This is a genomic window from Pseudomonas sp. CFBP 13710, assembly GCF_014842235.1.
Taxonomy (GTDB): Bacteria; Pseudomonadota; Gammaproteobacteria; order Pseudomonadales; family Pseudomonadaceae; genus Aquipseudomonas; species Aquipseudomonas baltica.
The window spans coordinates 75,636-97,490 of the sequence record NZ_JACYVJ010000002.1 but is presented as its reverse complement, the minus strand read 5'-3'; the positions used below and the strand labels follow the sequence as shown (position 1 = coordinate 97,490).

General features: G+C 61.7%; 20 protein-coding genes. 6 read left to right on the top strand and 14 right to left on the bottom strand.

What is annotated here, in order from left to right; translation table 11 throughout:
- Positions 1–2: 2 nt before the first annotated feature.
- Positions 3–938, bottom strand: a complete 936-nt coding sequence (gene cyoA / locus IFT44_RS04975) for a ubiquinol oxidase subunit II (protein ID WP_122479587.1) — start codon at positions 936–938, stop codon at positions 3–5.
- 571 nt (positions 939–1,509) lie between these two features.
- Positions 1,510–2,016: a disulfide bond formation protein B gene (locus IFT44_RS04970; protein ID WP_122479588.1), complete on the bottom strand. Its 507-nt coding sequence runs from the start codon at positions 2,014–2,016 to the stop codon at positions 1,510–1,512.
- A gap of 286 nt (positions 2,017–2,302) precedes the next feature.
- Here IFT44_RS04970 and IFT44_RS04965 point away from each other — a divergent pair, with 286 nt between their 5' ends.
- Together IFT44_RS04965 and IFT44_RS04960 are read left to right on the top strand one after the other, a co-directional pair.
- The gene (locus IFT44_RS04965) at positions 2,303–3,202 is read left to right on the top strand and encodes a chemotaxis protein (RefSeq protein ID WP_122479589.1); all 900 of its coding nucleotides are present in this window, start codon (positions 2,303–2,305) and stop codon (positions 3,200–3,202) included.
- A gap of 93 nt (positions 3,203–3,295) precedes the next feature.
- Complete coding sequence (locus tag IFT44_RS04960) at positions 3,296–3,610, top strand: hypothetical protein (protein ID WP_192175538.1); 315 nt, start codon at positions 3,296–3,298, stop codon at positions 3,608–3,610.
- 2 nt (positions 3,611–3,612) lie between these two features.
- Here the strand turns inward: IFT44_RS04960 and IFT44_RS04955 are convergent, their stop codons facing one another.
- Positions 3,613–3,903, bottom strand: a complete 291-nt coding sequence (locus IFT44_RS04955; RefSeq protein ID WP_163007611.1) for a hypothetical protein — start codon at positions 3,901–3,903, stop codon at positions 3,613–3,615.
- 275 nt (positions 3,904–4,178) lie between these two features.
- Between IFT44_RS04955 and IFT44_RS04950 the strand changes: the two genes are divergently transcribed.
- Positions 4,179–5,330 (top strand): efflux RND transporter periplasmic adaptor subunit, encoded by a 1,152-nt coding sequence (locus tag IFT44_RS04950; protein ID WP_192175537.1) that lies wholly within the window; start codon positions 4,179–4,181, stop codon positions 5,328–5,330.
- Positions 5,327–8,422, top strand: coding sequence for a multidrug efflux RND transporter permease subunit (locus tag IFT44_RS04945; RefSeq protein ID WP_192104286.1), 3,096 nt, complete (start codon positions 5,327–5,329; stop codon positions 8,420–8,422). The genes IFT44_RS04950 and IFT44_RS04945 overlap by 4 nt, the downstream gene beginning before the upstream one ends.
- Before the next feature lie 60 nt (positions 8,423–8,482).
- Here IFT44_RS04945 and IFT44_RS04940 read toward each other — a convergent pair whose 3' ends face one another.
- Complete coding sequence (locus IFT44_RS04940; protein ID WP_122479594.1) at positions 8,483–8,941, bottom strand: ferritin-like domain-containing protein; 459 nt, start codon at positions 8,939–8,941, stop codon at positions 8,483–8,485.
- Positions 8,942–9,171: 230 nt separating this feature from the next.
- Here IFT44_RS04940 and IFT44_RS04935 point away from each other — a divergent pair, with 230 nt between their 5' ends.
- The gene (locus tag IFT44_RS04935; protein ID WP_122479595.1) at positions 9,172–9,414 is read left to right on the top strand and encodes a DUF3820 family protein; all 243 of its coding nucleotides are present in this window, start codon (positions 9,172–9,174) and stop codon (positions 9,412–9,414) included.
- Positions 9,415–9,501: 87 nt separating this feature from the next.
- On the opposite strand, the gene IFT44_RS04930 is transcribed toward IFT44_RS04935, so the two are convergent.
- The 3 genes from IFT44_RS04930 to zwf are packed head-to-tail and all read right to left on the bottom strand — an operon-like array spanning position 9,502 to position 12,354.
- The gene (locus IFT44_RS04930; protein WP_185794099.1) at positions 9,502–10,188 is read right to left on the bottom strand and encodes a bifunctional 4-hydroxy-2-oxoglutarate aldolase/2-dehydro-3-deoxy-phosphogluconate aldolase; all 687 of its coding nucleotides are present in this window, start codon (positions 10,186–10,188) and stop codon (positions 9,502–9,504) included.
- Complete coding sequence (gene pgl, locus IFT44_RS04925) at positions 10,185–10,898, bottom strand: 6-phosphogluconolactonase (RefSeq protein ID WP_192053518.1); 714 nt, start codon at positions 10,896–10,898, stop codon at positions 10,185–10,187. Before pgl ends, IFT44_RS04930 begins: the two co-directional genes overlap by 4 nt.
- Positions 10,885–12,354 carry a glucose-6-phosphate dehydrogenase gene (gene zwf / locus IFT44_RS04920; RefSeq protein ID WP_122479598.1) on the bottom strand — a complete coding sequence of 490 codons (1,470 nt, stop codon included), beginning with the start codon at positions 12,352–12,354 and terminating at the stop codon, positions 10,885–10,887. Before zwf ends, pgl begins: the two co-directional genes overlap by 14 nt.
- Before the next feature lie 213 nt (positions 12,355–12,567).
- On the opposite strand from zwf, the gene hexR reads away from it, so the two are divergent.
- Complete coding sequence (gene hexR, locus IFT44_RS04915) at positions 12,568–13,428, top strand: DNA-binding transcriptional regulator HexR (protein ID WP_185794215.1); 861 nt, start codon at positions 12,568–12,570, stop codon at positions 13,426–13,428.
- Positions 13,429–13,733: 305 nt separating this feature from the next.
- On the opposite strand, the gene IFT44_RS04910 is transcribed toward hexR, so the two are convergent.
- From IFT44_RS04910 to IFT44_RS04880, 7 genes are all read right to left on the bottom strand, one after another.
- Positions 13,734–15,038 carry a carbohydrate porin gene (locus tag IFT44_RS04910; protein ID WP_244646990.1) on the bottom strand — a complete coding sequence of 435 codons (1,305 nt, stop codon included), beginning with the start codon at positions 15,036–15,038 and terminating at the stop codon, positions 13,734–13,736.
- A gap of 129 nt (positions 15,039–15,167) precedes the next feature.
- Positions 15,168–16,328 (bottom strand): ABC transporter ATP-binding protein, encoded by a 1,161-nt coding sequence (locus tag IFT44_RS04905; RefSeq protein ID WP_122479601.1) that lies wholly within the window; start codon positions 16,326–16,328, stop codon positions 15,168–15,170.
- A gap of 4 nt (positions 16,329–16,332) precedes the next feature.
- Positions 16,333–17,169 (bottom strand): carbohydrate ABC transporter permease, encoded by an 837-nt coding sequence (locus IFT44_RS04900; protein WP_163007624.1) that lies wholly within the window; start codon positions 17,167–17,169, stop codon positions 16,333–16,335.
- A gap of 5 nt (positions 17,170–17,174) precedes the next feature.
- Positions 17,175–18,080, bottom strand: coding sequence for a carbohydrate ABC transporter permease (locus IFT44_RS04895; protein WP_122479603.1), 906 nt, complete (start codon positions 18,078–18,080; stop codon positions 17,175–17,177).
- A 140-nt stretch (positions 18,081–18,220) separates the two neighbouring features.
- Positions 18,221–19,507, bottom strand: coding sequence for an ABC transporter substrate-binding protein (locus IFT44_RS04890; protein WP_185794103.1), 1,287 nt, complete (start codon positions 19,505–19,507; stop codon positions 18,221–18,223).
- A 154-nt stretch (positions 19,508–19,661) separates the two neighbouring features.
- Positions 19,662–21,068: an ATP-binding protein gene (locus tag IFT44_RS04885; protein WP_122479740.1), complete on the bottom strand. Its 1,407-nt coding sequence runs from the start codon at positions 21,066–21,068 to the stop codon at positions 19,662–19,664.
- 22 nt (positions 21,069–21,090) lie between these two features.
- Complete coding sequence (locus IFT44_RS04880; protein ID WP_122479605.1) at positions 21,091–21,813, bottom strand: response regulator; 723 nt, start codon at positions 21,811–21,813, stop codon at positions 21,091–21,093.
- Between the last annotated feature and the right edge of the window lie 42 nt (positions 21,814–21,855).

Here is a 21,855-nt window from a genome sequence, read left to right as displayed (position 1 = left end):
TTTTACTCCTCTGCCCCAGCAGCTGAATTCTTGCCCATGTCCATCCCTTCGTTCGAGGCCTGTTTCCCCTCGTGGCTGACGCCTTTGCCTGGGTTCATCCCTTCATACTTGTCGATGATGGTCTGGAACAGGTTCGGAACGTACGAGGAATACAGCTCGACCGGGTTTTTCTCGCTAGGTTTGGCCAGCGCTTCGTAGGTAGCTGCATCGAGCTGCTTAGGCGCGCTCTTCACTTCACTGACCCATGCATCGAAATCGGCCTGGGTCGTAGCGACTGCTTTGAACTTCATGCCGGTGAAGCCTGCACCACTGTAGTTCGCGGAAATGCCGTCGAACTCGCCATTTTCATTGGCGATCAGGTGCAGCTGCGTCTGCATGCCGGCCATCGCGTAGATCTGGCCGCCAAGCTGCGGAATGAAGAACGAGTTCATGACCGAGTCGGAAGTGATGCGGAAGTTGACCGGTACATTCGCCGGGAAGACGATCTTGTTGACCGTGGCGATGCCTTGTTCCGGATAGATGAACAGCCACTTCCAGTCCAGCGCCACGACCTGGATGGTCACCGGCTTGTGCTCGGATTCCAGCGGACGGTAGGGGTCCAGGTGATGAGTCGACACATAGGTCACGTAACCCAGCGCGATGATGATCAGCAGCGGGATGCCCCATACCACCAGTTCGATCTTGGTGGAGTGCGCCCATTCAGGCGTGTAGGTCGCTTCCTTGTTCGAGGCACGGTACTTCCAGGCGAACGCGAGCGCCATGACGATGACCGGGATCACCACCAGCAACATCAGCCCGGTGGCGATGTAGATCAGGTTGCGTTCGTCGATGCCCACCTGCCCTTTCGAGTCGATCAGGGTCCACTTGCACCCGCCGAGAAAAAGCATGCCTAAAAAGGGCAGTATGCCAAACAGTCTGGGGTAACGCTTTTTACTCATCTCACGACCTCTAGAGCAGCTTGCTTCAATGCAATTGTGTTTTGGTAGCCAACACTTCGACCTGCCAAGCGCCAGCATTTATATCGGGATTGAATACGGACATGCCAGGCTCGCAGTTGCTGCGGGATGACAAGACCGGTCTGGAGCGGTGCAGCTGTCATGACGTGCGCAGCCGAAGGGCTGCATACTCCTTCCCTTGAGTGCACGGACCACGCAAGGGTTCAGCCAGGCAGTGCCAACGGTACGAAAAGTGCCTGTCATTGGTGCATGCGACCACCTGACCTGCCCTTTTTGAGGCACTGACCCACTGAAATTTCCGCGATTGTAGTGAGCCTATTACCCATTGACTACGACTAATCCGGCAACAGGTATTTCCAAATTATGCAACAATCCGACGCACTTTCAAAGCCTTGCGACACGATGTCGCACCCCAGCCAACCCTTGCAAAGGCCCGTAATTACGAGGCTTTTGCAAACTCAAGGGCGACACGTTGCCACATTCGCGCCTTTACCCCATCAACGGGGAATCGGATTCCGGCACGAATAATGACCGGGCGTGCGTGCTGGAATACTCAGCGGCGAGTGCGATTGCGATAGATGCCCAGTGGTACAAGAATAGCCGTCATCACGAAAGCTACCAGCGCCCATTGCGCCAGCGACAGGCCCAGCACCGGTGGATAGGGCGTGGAGCAGAACCCCTGCACCTGGAACACACTGGGCATCAGATTGGCCAGGGGCAGACCGTCGACGATGGGTTGCAACGTGTCGAGGCCGCAGCTGACCGCTGGATTGGCCAGCACCCACGCATGGCGGCCGGCAGCTGCGATACCGCCCAGCGCACTGAGCACCACCAGCCCTTCGCACAAAGTCACGCCGGTACGGCCGCGCATGGCCGCGCCGATGAACGCGAACAGGGCAATGAACAACAGGGCGTAGCGTTGCAGGATGCACAGCGGGCATGGCGCCTCGCCCAGCACGATCTGCATGTACAGCGCGCCGCCGATCAGGGCCAGGCAGATCACTCCCAGCAGCACCAGGAAACGGCGTTCGCGGTTCAGGCGCAAGTTGACTTCGTTCATTGCAGCTTTCCCTTCACAGGCCAAAACGGGCGGGTTTTCGATGGGCGCCAGTCTACACGCTGACTCGCGCGGACGACTGTAGGAAAAATCCGGAAATACGATGTAACCAGAGATTTCCGCCAACCTCGCTACAGTTATGCTCTGTCGATTAAACCGACGTTAAGACCCTGCTCGCAGCCTGTCGACGATCGCGTTAAAGCCTGCGCACGCCGAGTCGATACATAGGCAACGCACTCGATGGGTCGGCTGTTCACGGCCCTGCATCGGTTTCATCAAGAAGGTTCACATGGCATCCCAGAACGCCCGCGCAGATTCCCTTTCGCTGTTGCTGTTCACCTTGCGCAGCGGCAAGTTGATGGCCATCAACCTGCTCAAGGTCAGCGAGATCATCCCCTGCCCTGCCCTGACCCGGCTTCCCGAAGCGCACCCGCACGTCAAGGGCGTGGCAACCCTGCGTGGCCAGGCGCTGTCCGTCATCGACCTGAGCCGAGCGATCGGTGAACAGCCATTGCTCGACCCTTCCGGCGGTTGCCTGATCGTCACCGACGTCAGCCGCTCCAAGCAGGGCCTTCACGTACAGGCTGTCAGCCGCATCGTCCATTGCCTGAGCACCGATATTCGTCCGCCGCCCTACGGCTCGGGTACCAAGTCGTTCATCACCGGCGTTACCCAGGTGGACGGTGCCTTGGTGCAGGTGCTGGATATCGAGAAAGTCATCCACGGTATCGCCCCGGCGCGACTGCAGGGCGACCCTCAACGCTTGAGCGATGCCGACGCGCGCTGCCTTGCCAACGCCAGGATTCTGGTCGTGGACGACAGCCATGTGGCGCTGCAGCAGTCGCTCATCACCCTGCGCACACTGGGCATCGAATGCCGCACGGCGCGCAGCGCCCGCGAGGCGATCGATTGCCTGCTGGAGCTGCAGGGTACCGATGCGCAGATCAATGTGTTGGTATCGGATATCGAGATGTCGGAAATGGACGGCTATGCGCTGACCCGCACCCTGCGCGATACACCGGACTTCAAGGACCTCTACGTCCTGCTGCACACCTCGCTGGACAGCACGATGAACAGCGAGAAGGCGCGCCTGGCCGGTGCCAACGCGGTGTTGACCAAGTTTTCCTCTCCGGAACTCACCGGCTGCCTGATCACCGCGGCGCGCTTCGTCACGGAGCAGGCACGCTGAAACAGCCGGGGCCTGGCGCAGGCGTCCAGGTACGCATATGAACATCAGTTGGGCATAATGGCTGCCTGTTCACAAGGCGCAGGAACCACGACCATGAAAACCTACCTGACCCTGTTGCTCGCACTCGGCGGCTTCACCACCCACGCGATGGCATCGACCGACCAGGCGTGGGCGGAACACGACAAGCGCGTCGCCAGCACCTGCCTGGAAGCCACCACGCTGAAACAGGCCCGAGTGGCCAGCGCTCCCGCCGAGTTCGAAGACCGCGTGGGCTATACCGCAGTGCTCATTCAAGGCCGCTACCCGCAGGCGCACATGAAGAACCAGCCTGGCGCAGAACTCTGCCTGTACCAAAAACAGAGCCGCAAGGCGTTCGTGACCCCGTGGGATTCGGTACAGGGCAAGTAGCGTCACAGCAAAATGAATGCGTAGAGAATACTGATGAACGGCACGTTGCCAGCTTTCTCGTCGAGGGCCTCCAGGGCCGCGAACTTGAGCATGAACGAGGCGACCACCAGCACCCTTACCCACGGCACGCGGGTCGACAGCAACACCAGCATGCCCAGGGCGAGGGCCAGTTGAAATGCACAGCATTTGATCGCCGCCGGCAGCGTGCTGACGTACAGCAACGCCAGCATCACGGGAATCAGACTCGCCAGCAGCAATCCTTTGCCATACTTCACACAGTCCATAACGATCACTGGCCTTCCTTCATTTATCGACTTGTTGTAAGGAAGAAAGTCTCTGGTGATCAACTGGGCGGCGCTATAGGTCTATTCAGCGCAACTCGTAGGAAAAACCCGATAGATACTGTTGGTGTATTTCCAGCGAAGCCGAACGATTTTTTCCCTTCCGAATCAGGAGCGCGCGGCAGGCGTGGCCTGCGCACGACCAATCACGCCGGGGCTTGGGCTTGGCAAGGCGACGCGACTAAGGTCAAACTGCCAGCTCTTCCCCCTGCCGGTGTCCGATACGCATGCGCATAGCCATCCGACCGCTGTTACTGGCAGGCTTGCTGCTTGTCGTCGTGTCAGGCGCGGCCTGGCTGCTGCTTGATCGCACTGCAGCGAACAAGCCAGTGCCGGCAATGCCCATCCCGGTGCGTGTAATCACCGTGGTGCAGGCCGATGTGCCGCGTTATCTCACCGGTATCGGCTCGGTGCTTTCGCTGCACAGCGTGACCGTGCGCGCGCAGGTCGATGGGGTTCTGGCGCAGGTCGCCGTGAAGGAAGGCCAATGGGTGAACAAGGGTGATGCGCTGGCCAGCATCGACGATCGTGCCATTCGCGCCAGCCTTGCTCAGGCGCGGGCGCAAGCCAGCCAGAGCCAGGCGCAGTTGCAGGTGGCAGGGGTCAATCTGCGCCGCTACAAGGACCTGAGTCGCGACAATGGTATTTCGCGCCAGTTGCTCGACGAACAACAGGCCCTGTTCGACCAGCTCACCGCGACCTTGCAAGGCAATCAGGCCGCCATCGCTGCCGCTCAGGTGCAGTTGTCCTACACCCAGATTCACTCTCCGGTAACCGGTCGGGTCGGTATCCGCCGTGTGGATCCGGGCAACTTCCTGCGTGTCAGCGATGCCGAAGGCTTGTTCACAGTGACCCAGATCGACCCCATCGCAGTGGAATTCTCGCTCCCCCAGCAGGAGCTGGCGACGTTGCAGTCCTTGCTCGACCGGCCGCAGCCGGCAGTGGTGCGCGCCTACCTCGATGGCGATACCGAAACGGGCAAGCTGGTGGGTGAGGGTCACCTGACGCTGCTCGACAATCAGATTGCCGCAAGCACCGGAACCATCCGCGCCAAGGCCGAGTTTCACAACGGCCGACACACCTTGTGGCCAGGCCAACTGGTCAGTGTCGGCTTGCAGGTCGGCGTCGAACGCAACGCTCTGGTGGTGCCGTTGCCCGTAGTGCAGCGCGGTATCGAAGGCCATTATGTGTACCGCGTGACAGACGCCAAAGTCGAGCAGGTGCCGGTGCAGGTGCGCTACCAGACGTCGACCCAAAGCTTGATAGACGGCGTTGCTGCGGGCGACGTGCTGGTCAGTGACGGGCAATCGCGGTTGAGGCCGGGAGCCCGCGTACAGGTGCTCGAGCCAACGGTGGACAACGCAGCGACCTTGCGATGAGCACCGGGCGCTCGATCAGCGCCTGGTGCATCGACCATCCGGTGGCCACCGTGCTGCTGACCCTAGCGCTGGTGTTGCTCGGTGGCCTGGCTTTCACCCGGCTGGCGATCGCGCCACTGCCCGAAGCGGACTTTCCGACCATCCAGGTCAACGCGCAACTGCCCGGCGCCAGTCCACAGACCATGGCGTCTTCGGTGGCCACGCCGCTGGAGGTGCAGTTCAGCGCCATTCCCGGCATGACCCAGATGACCTCCAGCAGCGCCCTGGGCTCGACCAACCTGATCCTGCAGTTCAGCCTGAGCAAAAGCATCGACACCGCCGCCCAGGAGGTCCAGGCGGCGATCAACACGGCAGCCGGACGCTTGCCGCAGGACATGCCCAACCTGCCGACCTGGCGCAAGGTCAATCCGGGAGACAGCCCGGTGCTGATCCTCAGCGTGAGTTCGGCGCAGATGCCCACCCACGTGTTGAGCGACTACACCGAAACCCTGCTGGCCAGGCAACTGAGCCAGATCGAGGGCGTTGGCCAGGTCTACATCACCGGCCAGCAACGCCCGGCGATCCGTGTGCAGGCAGCCCCAGAGCGCCTCGCAGCGCTGGAGCTGACGCTTGCCGACCTGCGCGGTGCCATCCAACAGACCAGCCTGAACCTGGCCAAGGGTGCTCTGTACGGTGACACCAGCGTGTCCACACTGGCCACCAACGACCAGCTCTTCGAGGCTCATGAGTACGCGCAGCTGGTGGTGGCCTACCGTAATGGCGCACCGGTACAACTCAAGGACGTCGCAACCGTGATCAAGGGTGCGGAGAACGCCTATGTGCAATCCTGGTCGGGTGATCAGCCAGGCTTGAACCTGACGATCTTCCGCCAGCCCGGTGCGAACATCGTCGACACGGTCGACCGCATACTGGCCGCCATGCCACGCCTGCAGGAGATGCTGCCGGCAAGCGTGGATGTCACCGTACTCAACGACCGCACCCAGACCATCCGTGCATCCCTGCACGAAGTGGAGCTGACGCTGCTGATCGCCGTGCTGCTGGTGGTGGCCGTCATGGCCCTGTTCCTGCGCCAGTTGTCGGCCACGCTGATCGTGTCCAGCGTGCTGGGCGTTTCGCTGATCGCAACGTTCGCCGCCATGTACCTGATGGGTTTCAGCCTGAACAACCTGACCTTGGTGGCCATCGTCATCAGTGTCGGTTTCGTGGTCGACGATGCGATCGTGGTGGTGGAGAACATCCATCGCCATCTGGAGGCTGGCGATGGCATGCGTGAAGCGGCGATCAAGGGCGCCAGCGAGATCAGCTTCACGGTAGTGTCGATCAGCTTTTCGCTGATTGCTGCATTCATTCCACTGCTGTTCATGGGCGGCGTGGTCGGGCGCCTGTTCAAGGAATTCGCGCTGACGGCAACCTCTACCATCCTCATTTCGGTGGTGGTTTCCCTGACCCTGGCACCGACGCTATGCGCGCTGTTCATGCGCCGCCCCGCACACGCCGCACGCGCGGGCTTCAGTGAGCGCCTGCTGGCCTGGTACGACAAAGGTCTGATCCGCGCACTGGCTCACCAGGGCATCACCCTGGCCGTGTTCGGCTTGACCGTTGCCTTGTCGGTGGCGGGCTACGTGCTCATCCCGAAGGGGTTTTTCCCGGTGCAGGACACCGGCTTCGTTCTCGGCACGACCGAAGCGGCCGCCGACATTTCCTACAAAGACATGCAGGAAAAACACCTTGCCCTAGCCCGTATCATCGGTGCAGATCCGGCGGTCAGGGCCTATTCCCACGCCGTGGGCGTAACCGGCAGCAACCAGACCATCGCCACCGGGCGATTCTGGATCGGCCTCAAGGAACAGAGCGAACGCGACGTGTCGGCCAGCGCATTCATCGACCGCTTGCGGCCCCAGCTCGCCCAGGTGCCTGGCGTGGTGCTTTACCTGCGCGCCGGACAGGACATCAACCTGAGCGCCGGGCCAAGCCGCAGCCAGTACCAGTACGTGCTCAAGAGCAACGACGGGCCGAGCCTGAACCTGTGGACCGAACGCCTGACCGAACGACTGCGTGCCAACCCGGCCTTTCGCGACCTGTCCAACGACCTGCAGCTGGGTGGCAGCGTGACCCACATCAGCATCGATCGGGTGGCAGCTTCGCGTTTCGGCCTGACCACCAGCGACATCGACCAGGCGCTGTACGATGCATTCGGTCAGCGCCAGATCAACGAATTCCAGACCGAAACCAACCAGTACAAGGTCATTCTGGAACTCAAGGCCGATCAGCGCGGCAAGGCGCAGAGTCTGCAGTACTTCTACCTGCGCTCGCCCCTGACCAACGAAATGGTGCCGCTGTCGGCCGTGGCCAAGGTTGAGGCACCCACTCAGGGCCCGCTGTCGATCAGCCACGATGGCCTGTTTCCGGCGGCCAACCTGTCGTTCAATCTGGCGCCCGGCGTGGCCTTGGGCGAGGCCGTCGGTTTGCTCGAACGCACGCAAGCCGAATTGGCCATGCCCGCCTCTATCGCCGGCAGCTTCCAGGGCGCTGCCCAGGCTTTCCAGAGTTCGCTGGCCAGCCAGCCCTGGCTGATTCTGGCCGCACTGGTGGCGGTCTACATCATTCTCGGCGTGCTGTACGAAAGCTTCGTTCACCCGCTGACCATCATCTCGACCCTGCCATCGGCTGGGCTGGGTGCCTTGTTGCTGCTATGGCTATGGGGACAGGATTTTTCCATCATGGGCTTGATCGGCCTGGTCTTGCTGATCGGGATCGTCAAGAAGAACGGCATTCTGATGATCGACTTCGCCCTGCATGCGCAGCGCAGCGAAGGGCTGGACGCCCGTGAAGCGATTCACAAAGCCTGCCTGACGCGCTTCCGCCCGATCATCATGACCACACTGGCCGCACTGCTGGGCGCACTACCCCTGATGTTCGGCTATGGCGCCGGTGCCGAACTGCGCCAGCCACTGGGCATCGCCGTGGTGGGGGGACTGCTGATCAGCCAAATGCTGACGCTGTTCACCACCCCTGTGATCTATCTGCAACTGGAGCGGCTGTTCCATCGCACCGACGGTTCCAGAACACCGGCGTTGCCGGCCAGCCACTGAACATCGACCAACAAAAAACGCCCGATGCGGGCGTTTTCTTTACAGCGACAGCGTGACTGCTCAGCTGCTGGCGCGAGCGATGTTGCGCAGGGCTTTGACCTGATCATGGTTGCGCTGCACACCGGCAAGCTGACGCTCGACAATGGTGAAGATGTTGGCCGGGAGCGCCTCGGTCAAGGCTTCCTTGTAAGCTTTCAAAGCCACATCTTCGCCGCGCTCGGCTTCGTTCAGCACCGCTTCTTCATCCTTGCCGGTGAAGATCGATTTGACGTCGACCCAGCGACGATGCAGGTCACCGCTCACGCTGGTGGAGTCTTCCGGGGTGCCGCCCAGTGCGATGACCTCGGCCTGCAGTTCACCGGCCGCTTCGGCGCATTCCTGGGAATGCTTGGTGAACAAAGCCTTCAGTTCGGGATTCTTGATGTCTTCGGCACAGGTCTTGAAGCCTTCCTCGCCGTCCTTGCAGGTCTCGATAAGCTTGTTCAGGATGGAAACAACCGTCTTGGCAGAATCATTCATCTTTTTGAATTCCTGTGGAAATCGGAAACCGCGTTGGGATGCTGTCCATACAGCAGCCTTCGTGCCAGCTTCCAAAGCAAACAAAAATGATATATATCAAAGAGTTAACATAGCCGACGTTTTTCCGAAGCTGTCTTTATGCATGATCGACGACTTTGTGACCGTGCAGAATGCATGTAACCTCGCGCAACGCCGTTTTTGCAGACCCACACCCTTGTGAATATTCAGTCATGAACCCCGAAAAACTTGAATCGCTGGTGACCTTCGTAATGCCCTTCGGCAAGTACAAGGGCCGAGTAATCGCCGACCTGCCGGGGCATTACCTGAACTGGTTCGCCCGCGAGGGTTTTCCTAAAGGTGAACTAGGTGGGCTGCTGGCGCTGATGCAGGAAATCGATCACAACGGCTTGTCCGACCTGCTCGATCCGCTGCGGGTCAAGCATGGCAAGCCGCGCATCGCCGATGGGCGCTGAACCGTCTGGCAACTTTCTTTCAGGCAAAAAAAAGTGCGCCGACCGAGCGCACTGAAAGACAAGCGTGAAGCGCCTAACGAAGTCGAATCAGTCGAGCAGAGCCAGCGCCTGCGCGCTGCACTCCTGAATGCGTGCCCAATCGCGGTTTTCAATCCACTGGCTGTCGAGCATCCAGGAGCCGCCCACGCACATCACATTGGATTGAGCCATGTAGCTGTTGATGTTGCCCGGGCCGACGCCGCCAGTCGGGCAGAAGCGTACTTCCGGGAAGGGCCCGCCGAGCGCCTTGATGGCAGCCACGCCACCGCTCACCTCGGCGGGGAACAGCTTGAAGCGGCGATAGCCCAGCGCGTAACCCATCATCAGTTCGGACGGGCTGCTGATGCCCGGCAGCAACGGCAACGAGCTTTCCACACCGGCCTCGAGCATGTCCTGGGTCACGCCGGGGGTGACGGTGAACTGCGAGCCGGCCTGCTCGGTTGCGGCGAGCATTTCGCGGGTCAGCACCGTACCAGCACCGACCAGCAGTTCCGGGCGTTGCTCGCGCAGCACCTGGATGGCCCTAAGCCCGAGTGCCGAGCGCAGGGTCACTTCCAGTACGGTCAGCCCCCCGGCCGCCAAGGCATCGGCCAGGGGCAGAATGTCTTCTTCACGGGCAATGGTGATGACCGGCAGAATTCGCGCACGCGCCGCCAGGGCGTCGATCCGGGCAACCTTGTCGACCATGCGTTGCTGTTGTTCGGTGGTGATCATAGCGGCGGTTCCTTGATTCATTGACACCAGTAGATATCCAGCGCGGAGTGCAGGAAGGCGCGGATAGGCATCTGCGCCACGTCGTCGCCGGCCAGTGCAGTGCGCAGCGTGGTCAACTTGCTTTCGCCCTGCACCGACAGCACCTTGAAACGGGCCGAGGCCAGCAACGCACGGCTCATGCTCAGGCGTTGATGCGGTACGCTCGGCGCCAGCATGGGCCAGCAGCGGCGCTCGCTGTCCAGCGCCAGAGCCTGTTCAAGGTTGGGGCTATCGGGAAACAACGAAGCGGTGTGCCCGTCATCGCCCATGCCCAGTACCAGCACGTCGATCGGCGGCAATTGGCCGAGCAGGTCATCGGCGACTGCGGCGGCCTCCTCCTGGCTGGACGTGGTGTGGTACAGGCTGACGAAACGTGCCTGCTCGACCGCGCCTACCAGCAGGTGGCGCTTGAGCAGGCCGGCATTGCTGTCGGCGTGCTCGATGGGCACCCAACGCTCGTCGGCCAGGGAGATCACTACCTGTGACCAGTCCAGGCTCTGACGCGCCAGGCACTCCAGGAAAGCCACCGGGCTGCGCCCGCCGGAAACCACCAGGGTTGCCACGTTCTGGCGCTCGATCGCCTGGCGCAGTTGCTCGGCGACCTTGCCGGCCAGGGCTTCGGCCAGCAACGGTGCGCTCACGCAATCGTGAACCTTGACCCCCTCGGGGAACTGCAAATCAGATATCGCCATACCAGGATCTCCCATCGCGTGTGATCAGGGCAATCGAGCTCATCGGCCCCCATGAACCTGCCGCGTACGGCTTGGGAGCATCGCCGGATTTCTTCCAGCCGGCGATGAGCTGATCGCACCATGTCCACGCATATTCGATTTCATCTTTACGGACAAACAGGTTCTGATTGCCCTGCATCACCTCCAGCAGCAATCGCTCGTACGCATCTGGAATGCGCGCACTGCGATAGGTGTCGGAGAAATTCAGTTGCAGCGGCCCGCTGCGCAGTTGCATACCCTTGTCCAGGCCTTGCTCCTTGGTCATCACGCGCAGCGATATACCTTCGTCCGGTTGCAGGCGGATGATCAGCTTGTTGCTGATCTGCAGGCGCTGCTCGGGCGCGAAGATATAGTGCGGCGGTTCCTTGAAGTGGATGACGATCTGCGACAGCTTCTGTGGCATGCGCTTGCCGGTGCGCAGGTAGAACGGCACGCCGGCCCAGCGCCAGTTGCGGATATCGGCACGCAGCGCGACGAAGGTCTCGGTATCGCTCTGGGTGTTGGAGTTTTCTTCTTCCAGATAACCCGGCACCGGACGGCCTTCGCTGTAGCCCGCGATGTACTGGCCACGCACGACCTGCTGGGTCAAGCCGTCGGCGGTGAATGGCGCGAGCGCCTTGAGCACCTTGACCTTCTCATCGCGAATGCTGTCGGCGGACAGGTCGGCCGGTGGGTCCATGGCGATCAGGCAGAGCAGCTGCAGCAGGTGATTCTGGATCATGTCGCGCAGCTGGCCGGCCTGGTCGAAGTAGCCCCAGCGCCCTTCGATACCCACTTTTTCCGCGACGGTGATCTCAACGTGGGAAATGTAGTTCTGGTTCCACTGGGTTTCGAACAGGCTGTTGGCGAAGCGCAGGGCAATGAGGTTCTGCACCGTCTCCTTGCCCAGGTAGTGGTCGATTCGGTAGACCCGATTTTCCGGGAAGTACTGCGCGACGGCATCGTTGACCCGGCGCGAGGATTCCAGGTCGTGGCCGATAGGCTTTTCCAGCACGGCGCGGGTACGCGCGGTCAGGCCGACCTTGTGCAGGTTTTCGCAGATGGCGCCGTAGACCGCCGCCGGTGTGGCGAAGTAGGCGATCAATTGTTCGGCGTCACCGACTTTCTCGGCCAGTGCGACGTAGGTGTCGGCATCCAGAAAGTCCACGTGCACATAGCTCAGCCGCGCCAGAAAACGCTGCACCGCGTCGGGCTCGAGCTGGGCGTCGGAAACGAACTTGCGCAACCCTGCCTCGATGACACCCAGGTGATGGGCTTCGTCGCCGGGCTCGCGGGCCAGGGCGAGAATGCGTGTATCGGCGTGCAGCAACTGCGCGCGATCGAGTTGATATAGAGCCGGAAACAGCTTGCGCAATGCCAGGTCGCCCAGGGCGCCAAAAAGAGCAAAGGTGCATGATCCTGCGGTCATTGAGGGCATGATGTTTGTTCTTCTATCAAGTTGACGTAGAAATACCCTTTTTCAGGGGACGATTCAAGGCAGAATGTAGTAATAACCACAACATTTACCCATTCAGGCAGATACGGGTGGTGGCGCACTGCGCCCCCCAGTAGGATAAGCCACCCGTGAAGACAGCCTGGCCAGACATGCTCGCTGGCGCTGCAGTAGACCCAAGGACATACCATGGACCGTGTGCGAAATCTTCTGGAACAGATCCAGAGCCGCCTCGATGAGCTGAACAAGGCCGAGCGCAAGGTGGCCGAGGTCATTCTGCTCAATCCGCAGCAGGCGACCCGCTTCAGTATTGCCGCTCTGGCGCAGGCCGCCAAGGTCAGCGAACCGACGGTGAACCGCTTCTGTCGTTCCTTCGGCGTCAGCGGCTACCCCGAGCTCAAGCTGCAACTGGCGCAAAGCCTGGCCAGTGGCGCAGCCTACGTCAGTCGCGCGGTAGAAGCCGACGACGACCCGGCGGCCTATACCCAGAAGATTTTCGGCAGTGCCATCGCTTCGTTGGACAGCGCCTGCCAGCAACTCGATCCGGCGCTGGTCAGCCGCGCCGTGGACATGTTGATCCAGGCACGCCAGATCCACTTCTTCGGCCTCGGCGCGTCGGCGCCGGTGGCGCTCGATGCCCAACACAAGTTCTTTCGCTTCAACCTGGCGGTGTCGGCCCATGCCGATGTCCTCATGCAGCGAATGTTGGCGTCGGTTGCCCATACCGGCGAGCTGTTCGTGATCATCTCCTACACCGGGCGCACGCGCGAACTGGTGGAAGTCGCCCGCCTGGCACGGGAAAACGGTGCATCGGTGCTAGGGCTGACGGCAGCAGGCTCGCCCTTGGCCAAGGCCAGCAGCGTAAGCCTGAACATACCCCTGCCTGAAGACACGGATATCTATATGCCGATGACATCGCGCATCGTGCAATTGACTGTGCTCGATGTGTTGGCCACGGGCATGACGCTACGGCGCGGCGTGGATTTCCAGCCGCACCTGAGGAAGATCAAGGAAAGCCTGAACGTGAGTCGCTACCCGGCTGGGGATGGCCTGGACTGAATGCAGGCAAAGGACATGGATCTGCAGGCGCGGTCAGTGGCCGCAAAAAAACGCTGCGGTGGATCAGATTCACCGCAGCGAGCCTTTCGCGGCCGATGACCGCTCCTACGGTCAAACCGCAGGTAAATGGGATGAATAAGCCCCTGATCCCACGTAGGAGCGGTCAGCGGCCGCGAAAAGAACACCGCGGTGTGCCAGTTTCATCGCGGGGCAGCATTCGCGGCCGATGACCGCTCCTACGGTGAGCCCGTTACTAGGTCGAAAAAAAGGGCGACCTGAGTCGCCCGGAAAGCGCACACCACAAATCAGAACTTGGACTGGATCTTCAACCCGGCCACCAGTGCGTCATCCACCTGGTTCACGCCGCCAGGATGTTTGATGTACTGCACGTTGGGCCGCACCGTCAGCCAGTTGGTCACGTGGAAGCCGTAGTAGATCTCGGCGTTGTACTCGGTGTCCTGGATCGGCAGGTATGACGGATTGTCGTAGTCTTCGATGTTGTTCAGATCATTAACCAGGCGGCGATTCTTGCGCACGTCGTCGTTGACGTGGATGCGCGCGATGCCCACACCGATGTCGTCCTTGGGCCGGGCGTCGAAGGGCCCCATGTAGGTCAGGCCGATCTGCTGATAGTTGTCGACGAAGTTGGTGTCCTTGTCGTGCACGGTGGCGTTGGCGAAGATGCTCAGGCCACGCGCGGCGCTGCCGTTGTGACTGGTCAACTGTTGCTGGGCGACGATCCAGGCGCCGTGCTTGCTGCTGTGGGACTTGTAGCTGGCGCCGGAAACCGCAGCCGCCTGGCCATTGCCATCTTCATACACATCGTCGGCCTTGGCCGTGCTGTAGTAGTAGCCCAGGCGATACTCGCCCGGCAGGTCGTTGAGCTTGGGCGTCCATACCAGTTCAACCGGCAGGATCATGCCCTTGGTGCCGCTGCCGCTGAGCTTGAAGCCGTTACCGGTTTCCAGGTACGAGGGGTTCTGCTCGAACACGCCCACCTGCGCATACACTTCCGGGGTGATGTTGTACTTGATACGCAACGCCCACTGGCTGACCGGCCAGTTGTACCAGATGTTGCCCACCCAGTTGCCGACCTGCGAACCGCAGAACGCCAGGTTCTGGAAGTCGCACGGGAAGCTGTTGAAGTCTTCGCCAGGGCCGAAGCGGCCGATCTTGACGTTGAGCTTGTCGTCGAAATAACCCTGCTTGTACCACATCTGGGTAAGCCGCCAGGTCTGGCCCCTGCCCCAGACTTCCTGGGATGAACTCAGGGTGCCGGCACGCGGGTCGCCGATCCGGTCATTGGAGATGTTGCGGCCGCTACGCTCGGTGATGGCCAGCTTGAACTCCGCATCCTTCCACCCCAGAATCTTTTCCAGGTCCATCTTCACGCCCAGGGCGAACTGGTCGCTGTAGCGTGCGGTGGTGTCGTCGTTGTAGCCACCGTCGAGATTGCTGCCAACTTCCCCTACGTATTCCAGCGAAAAATCGTAGCCCTTTTCCAGCAACTCCGTACGGGCCCCACCCCAGTCACCGGTCATCCACGGCGACTCTTCGGTAAAAGCCCCAGCGGCATGCACGCTGCCGGCCAGACTCAAGGCGCCGAGCATCGACAACTGGCCGATCAGTCTGGGTTTAGTGATAAGTCTGCTGTTCATCCCTCTTCCTCTTTTATTGTTATTGACGTGTTGTACAGTCTTGCCAATGACAGGCGACAGGCCGCCCGCCGATATCGCTATTCAGCGTCCTTTGAACTGGGTCACGTTGCCCAAGGGTGCAGCTTCCTGCGCGGTTCGCGTGGCGCCGAGGCGCGCACCGCTGGCCGCATCGAAAATCAGGACCTTGCTCGGGTCCAGCAGCAGGTTCAAGGTGGCGCCTATGGCCGGCGCAGCATCCGGCGCCATGCGGCAGCACACCTTGGTCTGGTTCACGGTGACGAACACCAGCGTGTCCGGCCCGGTCGGCTCGGTGATCTGCACTTCGGCACGCAGGGTGGGCAAACCCGTGACCTGCTCGCTGGCCAGGGCGATCTGCTCGGGGCGGATGCCGAGGATGATCTCGCGATCCTCCAGCCCCGCGTCGGCGATGCCCAGCGGCAGTTCGCAACGCGCCTGGCCGCTGTCGAGCAGCGCCACCAGGCGACCGTCCTGGCGGGTCAGGCGCAGCGGAATGAAGTTCATCGGCGGCGAGCCGATGAAGCTGGCCACGAACAGGTTGGCCGGATCGTTGTAGATCTGCTGCGGCGTGCCGAACTGCTGGATGATGCCGTCCTTCATCACCGCCACCTTGTCACCCAGGGTCATGGCCTCGATCTGGTCGTGGGTCACGTAGACCGTGGTGGTCTTCAGGCGCTGGTGCATCAACTTGATCTCGGTGCGCATCTCCACCCGCAGCTTGGCGTCGAGGTTGGACAGCGGCTCGTCGAACAGGTAGATCTTGGGCCGCCGCGCCAGTGCGCGCCCCATCGCCACACGCTGCTGCTGGCCACCGGAGAGCTGGCCGGGCTTGCGTTCGAGCAGATGCTCGATCTGCAACAGCTTGGCCACTCGCGCTACTTCTTCGTCGATCGAAGCCTGGGGCATCTTGCGGATCTTCAGGCCGAAGCAGATGTTCTCGCGCACCGTCATGGTCGGATACAGCGCGTAGCTCTGGAACACCATGGCAATGTCCCGGTCCTTGGGGCTCATGCCGCTGATGTCTTCGCCGTCGACCAGGATCGCCCCGCCGGAGATGTTCTCCAGGCCTGCAATGCAGTTCATCAGGGTCGACTTGCCACAGCCCGACGGCCCCACCAGGATCAGGAATTCCCCCGAGTCGATCGAAAGCTCGATGTTCTTCAGCGTGTCCGGCAAGCCGCTGCCGTAGGTCTTGATTACGTTGCGCAGTTCCAGCGTTGCCATGTTGCTACCCCTTGACCGCGCCGGCCGTGAGCCCGCGCAGGAAATACTTGCCAGCGAAGATGTAGACCAACAGCGTCGGCAGGCCGGCGATCATTGCCGCTGCCATGTCCACGTTGTATTCCTTGACCCCGGTACTGGTGTTGACCAGGTTGTTCAATGCCACGGTGATCGGCTGTGCATCGCCGCTGGCGAACACCACGCCGAACAGAAAGTCGTTCCAGATCTGGGTGAACTGCCAGATCAGGCAGACCATGACGATCGGGATCGACATGGGCAGCAGGATCTTGCCGAAGATGGTGAAGAACCCGGCGCCATCCAGGCGTGCGGCCTTGACCAGTGCGTCCGGCACGCTCACGTAATAGTTGCGGAAGAACAGCGTGGTGAATGCCAGCCCATACACCACGTGCACCAGCACCAGCCCGGTGGTGGTGTTGGCCAGGCCGAACTTGCCCAGGGTGAATGACGCCGGCAACAGTACGGTCTGGAACGGCAGGAAGCAGCCGAACAGCAGCAGGCCGAAGAACAGTTGCGAGCCGCGAAACTTCCACATCGACAGCACATAGCCGTTCATGGCACCGATGAAGGTGGAGATCAGCACGGCAGGAACGGTGATCATCACCGAGTTCCAGAAGTACCCGCCCACCGAACCCCAGGCCTTGACCCAGCCGATGGCAGTGAACACTTCCGGCAGGCTCAGCAGGTTGCCGGTGCGGATGTCGTCGGGTGTCTTGAAGCTGGTCAGCAGCATCACCACCAGCGGCACCAGGTAGATGGCCGCGGCCAGCAGCAGCACGGCGTAGATCGCCACGCGACTGAAGGTCAGGGCCGGTTTGCCGGTCATAGGGTTCATTGACGTTTGCCCCGCAGTTCGGAGTACAGGTAGGGCACCAGGATGGCCAGGATCGCGCCGAGCATCAGCATGGCGCTGGCCGACCCCTGCCCCATCTGGCCCCGGCTGAAGGTGAAGGCGTACATGAACATCGCGGGAAGGTCCGACGAGTAGCCCGGCCCTCCCGCCGTCATCGCAGCTACCAGGTCGAAGCTCTTGATGGCGATGTGCGCAAGAATCATGAAGGCGCTGAAAAACACCGGACGCAGGCTCGGCAGGACGATGCGCAGGTAGATGGTGGGCAGGCTGGCGCCGTCCACCTGGGCGGCGCGAATGATCGACTGGTCGACGCCACGCAGGCCGGCCAGGAACAGCGCCATGACGAAGCCCGAGGCCTGCCAAACGGCCGCGATCACCAGGCAGTAGACCACCCGGTCCTGGTCAACCAGCCAGTCCAGGCGAAAGCCTTCCCAGCCCCAGTCGCGCAGCAGTTTGTCCAGGCCCATGCCCGGGTTGAGCAGCCACTTCCAGGCGGTACCGGTGACGATCATCGACAGCGCCATGGGATACAGGTAGATGGTGCGCAGGAAGCCTTCGCGGCGAATGCGCTGGTCCAGCAGCACTGCCAGGAATACCCCCAGCACCAGGCTGATGAAAATGAACAGGCCACCGAAGACCGCGAGGTTCTTGCTCGCGACCCACCAGCGATCGTTGTCCATCAGCCGCGCGTACTGCGCAAGGCCCGCCCACTTGTAGTTGGGCATGAAGCTTGAAGTGGTGAAGGACAGCACCAGGGTCCACAGGATGTAGCCGTAGAAGCCGACCAGCACGATCAGCATGCTCGGTGCCAGCACCAGCTTGGGCAGCCAGCGCTGCAGGGCGTCCAGGGGCGAAGCCCTGCGCATGACAGCAGTTGAGCTCATGTTGAGATGTCCGCTTCGTTGGATAGTGTGTAGCAGCGGCGCTAGCCGCGTCCGGCAGCGCCGCGAATGCATGATGCAACGGCGGCGATCGGGACCCGGCTTGCGCCGGTGCTACAGGGCTGGGTGTGTCAGCCTGATGTTCACTTGGCCGAACTGATGGCCTTGGCCAGCTGCGAGGCGGCCTTCTGCGGATCAGCCTGGGGATTGTTGATGTAGTTGGTCACCACATCGAAGATCGCGCCCTGCACCGCCAGCGTCGTCGCCATGTTGTGCGCCATGCTCGGCTGCAGGCCGCCGGTCTTGTCGTCGGCCAGGAAGTCCTTGGCCGCCGTCTGGGCGCAGGCGTCGAAGCCCAACTTGTCCATCTCGGCGAGCATGTCGGTACGTACCGGGATCGAACCCTTGTTCATGCTGAAGACTTTCTGGAAGTCGGTGCCCAGTGCAACCTTGGCCAGGTCTTGCTGCGCGGCCATGTCGTCCTTGTTCTTGAGTTCGAACACGGCCAGCGAGTCGATGTTGTAGGTGAAGGCTTTCTCGGTGCCGGGGAAGGCCACGCACTGGTAATCCTTGCCGGCCACCTTGCCTGCCGCGGTCCACTCGGACTTGGCCCAGTCGCCCATCATCTGCATGCCGGCCTTGCCATTGATGACGTCGGCAGCCGCGATGTTCCAGTCACGCCCGGCACGGTTGGGGTCCATGTAAGTTGCGACCTTCTTCAGCTCGGTGAACGCCTTGACCATCTGTTCACCCGTCAGGGTGCTCTCATCGAGGTCGACGAAGGCTTTCTTGTAGCCGTCTGCGCCCATGACCGACAACACCACGTCTTCGAACACGGTGCTGTCCTGCCATGGCTGACCACCATGGGCCAGCGCGATGAAGCCCTTGGCCTTGAGCTTGTCGCCGGCTGCATAGAATTCTTCGAGGGTAGTCGGCGCCTTTTCGATACCAGCTTTCTTGAACACCTCGGGGTTGATCCACAGCCAGTTCACCCGGTGGATGTTCACGGGAACGGCCACATACTCGCCGTCGTACTTGACGGTGTCAGACACCTTCTTGACCAACAGGCTGTCCCACTTCTCATCCACGGCAACCTGCTTCAGGGCTTCGGTGCTGAGCAGCCCGGTGCTGCCCCATTCCTGGATGTCGGGGCCTTTGATCTGGGCAACGCCAGGAGGATTGCCAGCCATGGCGCGGCTCTTGAGCACGGTCATTGCGGTGGAACCGCCGCCGCCGGCCACGGCGCCGTCTTTCCAGGTGAAACCGTCTTTCTCCACCTGCGCCTTGAGCACGTCGACTGCTGCTTTTTCACCGCCGGACGTCCACCAATGCACCACTTCGACCGAACCTTTGGAGTCGGCAGCCAGGGCACTGAGCGGGAACACGGAGGCAAGGGAAACGACGATGGCGAGGCGGGAGAGCGAGTTCATGGGACATCCTTTTTTGTTGTTATGCAGATGCAAGTCTGATGCTTGCGTTGCATGAGAGTGTAAACATCGCCACAGGGGCGCAGGTAACGAAGGGATGGGGAAATGTCACCGACTGGTGACATTCGATCGGCTGGCGTGAGCACGCATGAACGTCTCACACCGCCTTGCGTGGCAACACCAACGTCACGCGCAACCCGCCAGCCGGAAGATTCTGCAAGGTCACCTCGCCGCCATGGCTGTGGGCGATATTGCGTGCGATGCCCAGGCCCAGGCCGTAGCCCTGCTGAGTGCCGGCCAGACGAAAGTGCGGCTCGAAGACTTTCTGCAGCCGTTGCTCCGGCACCCCAGGGCCTTCGTCGTCGACGTACAACACGAAGGCCTCGGCGTCGTCATGGATGGACAAGTGCGCGCGGTCGCCGTACTTGAGTGCGTTGTCGATCAGATTGCCGATGCAGCGCTTGATCGCCAGCGGCTTGCCGGTATAAGCCCGGCGCGCCTTGCCTTCCAGGGTCACTCGGCCGTTGCCGTGCGGCGCCAGATAGGGCTCTACCAGGCAGTCGAGTACCTGATCGAGATCGACCCGTTCGATGTTTTCGTGGATGTCGGTGTCTTTGACGCATTGCAGCGCGCCCTTGACCAGCAATTCCAGCTCGTCCAGGTCACGGCCGAACTTGGCTTCCAGGGCTGGATCGTCGAGCAGTTCGACGCGCAGCCGCAGGCGCGTGATGGGCGTGCGCAAGTCGTGGGAAATCGCACTGAACAGCTGGCTGCGCTCGGTCAGGTAGCGGCTGATGCGCTCGCGCATGGCATTCAGCGCACGCGCCACTTCCACCACCTCGCTGCCACCGCCGTCCATGGGCGGTTCGTTGCTCACCTCGCCCAGCGACAGCTCGCGTGCGGCGCGGGCCAGGCGTTTCAGGGGCCGGCTTTGCCAGTGCACGAGCACGCCAATGAACAGCAGCAGGAACCCGCTGGTCAGGGCGATGAACCAGATCTGCTGGGCAGGCAGGCCCTCTTCCTCGAGCGTGGTATAGGGTTCGGGCAACAGCGAAGCGATGTACAGCCATTCGGTGGGTCCCAGGCGAATCTGGGTGACCAGCACCGGCGGGTTGACCGGTTCCAGGGTCAAGGCGTAGTGCGCCCAGGAGCGCGGCAGCTCGTCGAGCTTCAGGCCGCTATTGAAGATGCGCAGGTCGTCGGGGCTGACGAAGGCCACCGAGATATCCACGTCGACGCCCAGCTGGGTGCGGAGCACTGCAGAAACTGCATCGATCACTGCAGTCTTGCGCGCGGTCGATTCGAGCAGCTGCATACCCAGTGGCTTGTCGTTGAGCGAAACGAAAAAGCGCGTACCGCCCATGCTGCGCAGCTGATCCAGGACCAGCGGCCGATAGGCCAGTGGCAAGGAGCGGAAATAGCTGACGCTGGCCGCCATCGAGTGGGCCAGGCTGCGGGCGCTGGTCACCAACCCTTCGAGCTGGGTGGCACGCAGCTGCGACAGCCAGATGACGCTGGACAAGCCCTGCGCCAGCAGCACCGCCAGCAGTGTCAGCAACAGCATGCGACCCAGCAGTGAGCGCGGCTTAAACAGGCGCAACGTGGGCCGCCAGCAAGTAGCCGCTACCACGTACCGTGCGGATCAGCCGCGAGGGTTTGTCATTGTCGCGCAGGCGTTGGCGCAGGCGGCTGACCGCCATGTCGACGATGCGATCCAGCGGCATCGGCTCGCGCCCGCGAGTGGCGTTGCCGATGGTATCGCGGTCGAGGATCTGCTGCGGATGGTCGAGGAACAGCTTGAGCAAGGCGAAGTCGGCACCGGACAGGAACACCTCTTCCCCGTCGGTGTGAAACAGGCGGTGGCTGACGGTATCCAGCCGCCAGTCGTCGAAGCCGAGTACTTCGCCACTGCGCTCGCTGGCGAACTGGCTGCGTCGCAGCAACGCCTTGATGCGCGCCTGCAGCTCGCGCGGGCTGAACGGCTTGCCCAGATAGTCATCGGCTCCCAGCTCGAGGCCGATCACGCGGTCGGCTTCGTCGGAGCTGGCGGTCAGCATGATGATCGGCACCTGGGCCATGCGCGGATGCTGGCGGATCCAGCGGCACAGGCTGAAGCCATCTTCGTCGGGCAGCATGACGTCGAGAATCACCAGGTCGGTGCCGACCTCGGCGCCAAGCGCTTCGCGAAAGCCCGCGCCATCGGCCGTGGTGCGCACGGCGAAACCGGCGCGGCTAAGGTAGGTGTCCAGCAGTTCGCGGATGTCCTGATCGTCATCGACCAGCAGGATCGATTTGCCGACAGTGCTCACGTGGGCGTCCTTGTTGTCATTGCCGGGTCGATACGCCCGGCT

What these genes read in the sequence shown, in the direction of transcription:
- cyoA (WP_122479587.1), bottom strand. Translation starts at nt 938, where the DNA reads ATGAGTAAAAAGCGTTACCCCAGACTGTTTGGCATACTGCCCTTTTTA.
- IFT44_RS04970 (WP_122479588.1), bottom strand. Translation starts at nt 2,016, where the DNA reads ATGAACGAAGTCAACTTGCGCCTGAACCGCGAACGCCGTTTCCTGGTG.
- IFT44_RS04965 (WP_122479589.1), top strand. Translation starts at nt 2,303, where the DNA reads ATGGCATCCCAGAACGCCCGCGCAGATTCCCTTTCGCTGTTGCTGTTC.
- IFT44_RS04960 (WP_192175538.1), top strand. Translation starts at nt 3,296, where the DNA reads ATGAAAACCTACCTGACCCTGTTGCTCGCACTCGGCGGCTTCACCACC.
- IFT44_RS04950 (WP_192175537.1), top strand. Translation starts at nt 4,179, where the DNA reads ATGCGCATAGCCATCCGACCGCTGTTACTGGCAGGCTTGCTGCTTGTC.
- IFT44_RS04945 (WP_192104286.1), top strand. Translation starts at nt 5,327, where the DNA reads ATGAGCACCGGGCGCTCGATCAGCGCCTGGTGCATCGACCATCCGGTG.
- IFT44_RS04940 (WP_122479594.1), bottom strand. Translation starts at nt 8,941, where the DNA reads ATGAATGATTCTGCCAAGACGGTTGTTTCCATCCTGAACAAGCTTATC.
- IFT44_RS04935 (WP_122479595.1), top strand. Translation starts at nt 9,172, where the DNA reads ATGAACCCCGAAAAACTTGAATCGCTGGTGACCTTCGTAATGCCCTTC.
- IFT44_RS04930 (WP_185794099.1), bottom strand. Translation starts at nt 10,188, where the DNA reads ATGAATCAAGGAACCGCCGCTATGATCACCACCGAACAACAGCAACGC.
- pgl (WP_192053518.1), bottom strand. Translation starts at nt 10,898, where the DNA reads ATGGCGATATCTGATTTGCAGTTCCCCGAGGGGGTCAAGGTTCACGAT.
- zwf (WP_122479598.1), bottom strand. Translation starts at nt 12,354, where the DNA reads ATGCCCTCAATGACCGCAGGATCATGCACCTTTGCTCTTTTTGGCGCC.
- IFT44_RS04910 (WP_244646990.1), bottom strand. Translation starts at nt 15,038, where the DNA reads ATGCTCGGCGCCTTGAGTCTGGCCGGCAGCGTGCATGCCGCTGGGGCT.
- IFT44_RS04905 (WP_122479601.1), bottom strand. Translation starts at nt 16,328, where the DNA reads ATGGCAACGCTGGAACTGCGCAACGTAATCAAGACCTACGGCAGCGGC.
- IFT44_RS04900 (WP_163007624.1), bottom strand. Translation starts at nt 17,169, where the DNA reads ATGACCGGCAAACCGGCCCTGACCTTCAGTCGCGTGGCGATCTACGCC.
- IFT44_RS04895 (WP_122479603.1), bottom strand. Translation starts at nt 18,080, where the DNA reads ATGAGCTCAACTGCTGTCATGCGCAGGGCTTCGCCCCTGGACGCCCTG.
- IFT44_RS04890 (WP_185794103.1), bottom strand. Translation starts at nt 19,507, where the DNA reads ATGAACTCGCTCTCCCGCCTCGCCATCGTCGTTTCCCTTGCCTCCGTG.
- IFT44_RS04885 (WP_122479740.1), bottom strand. Translation starts at nt 21,068, where the DNA reads ATGCTGTTGCTGACACTGCTGGCGGTGCTGCTGGCGCAGGGCTTGTCC.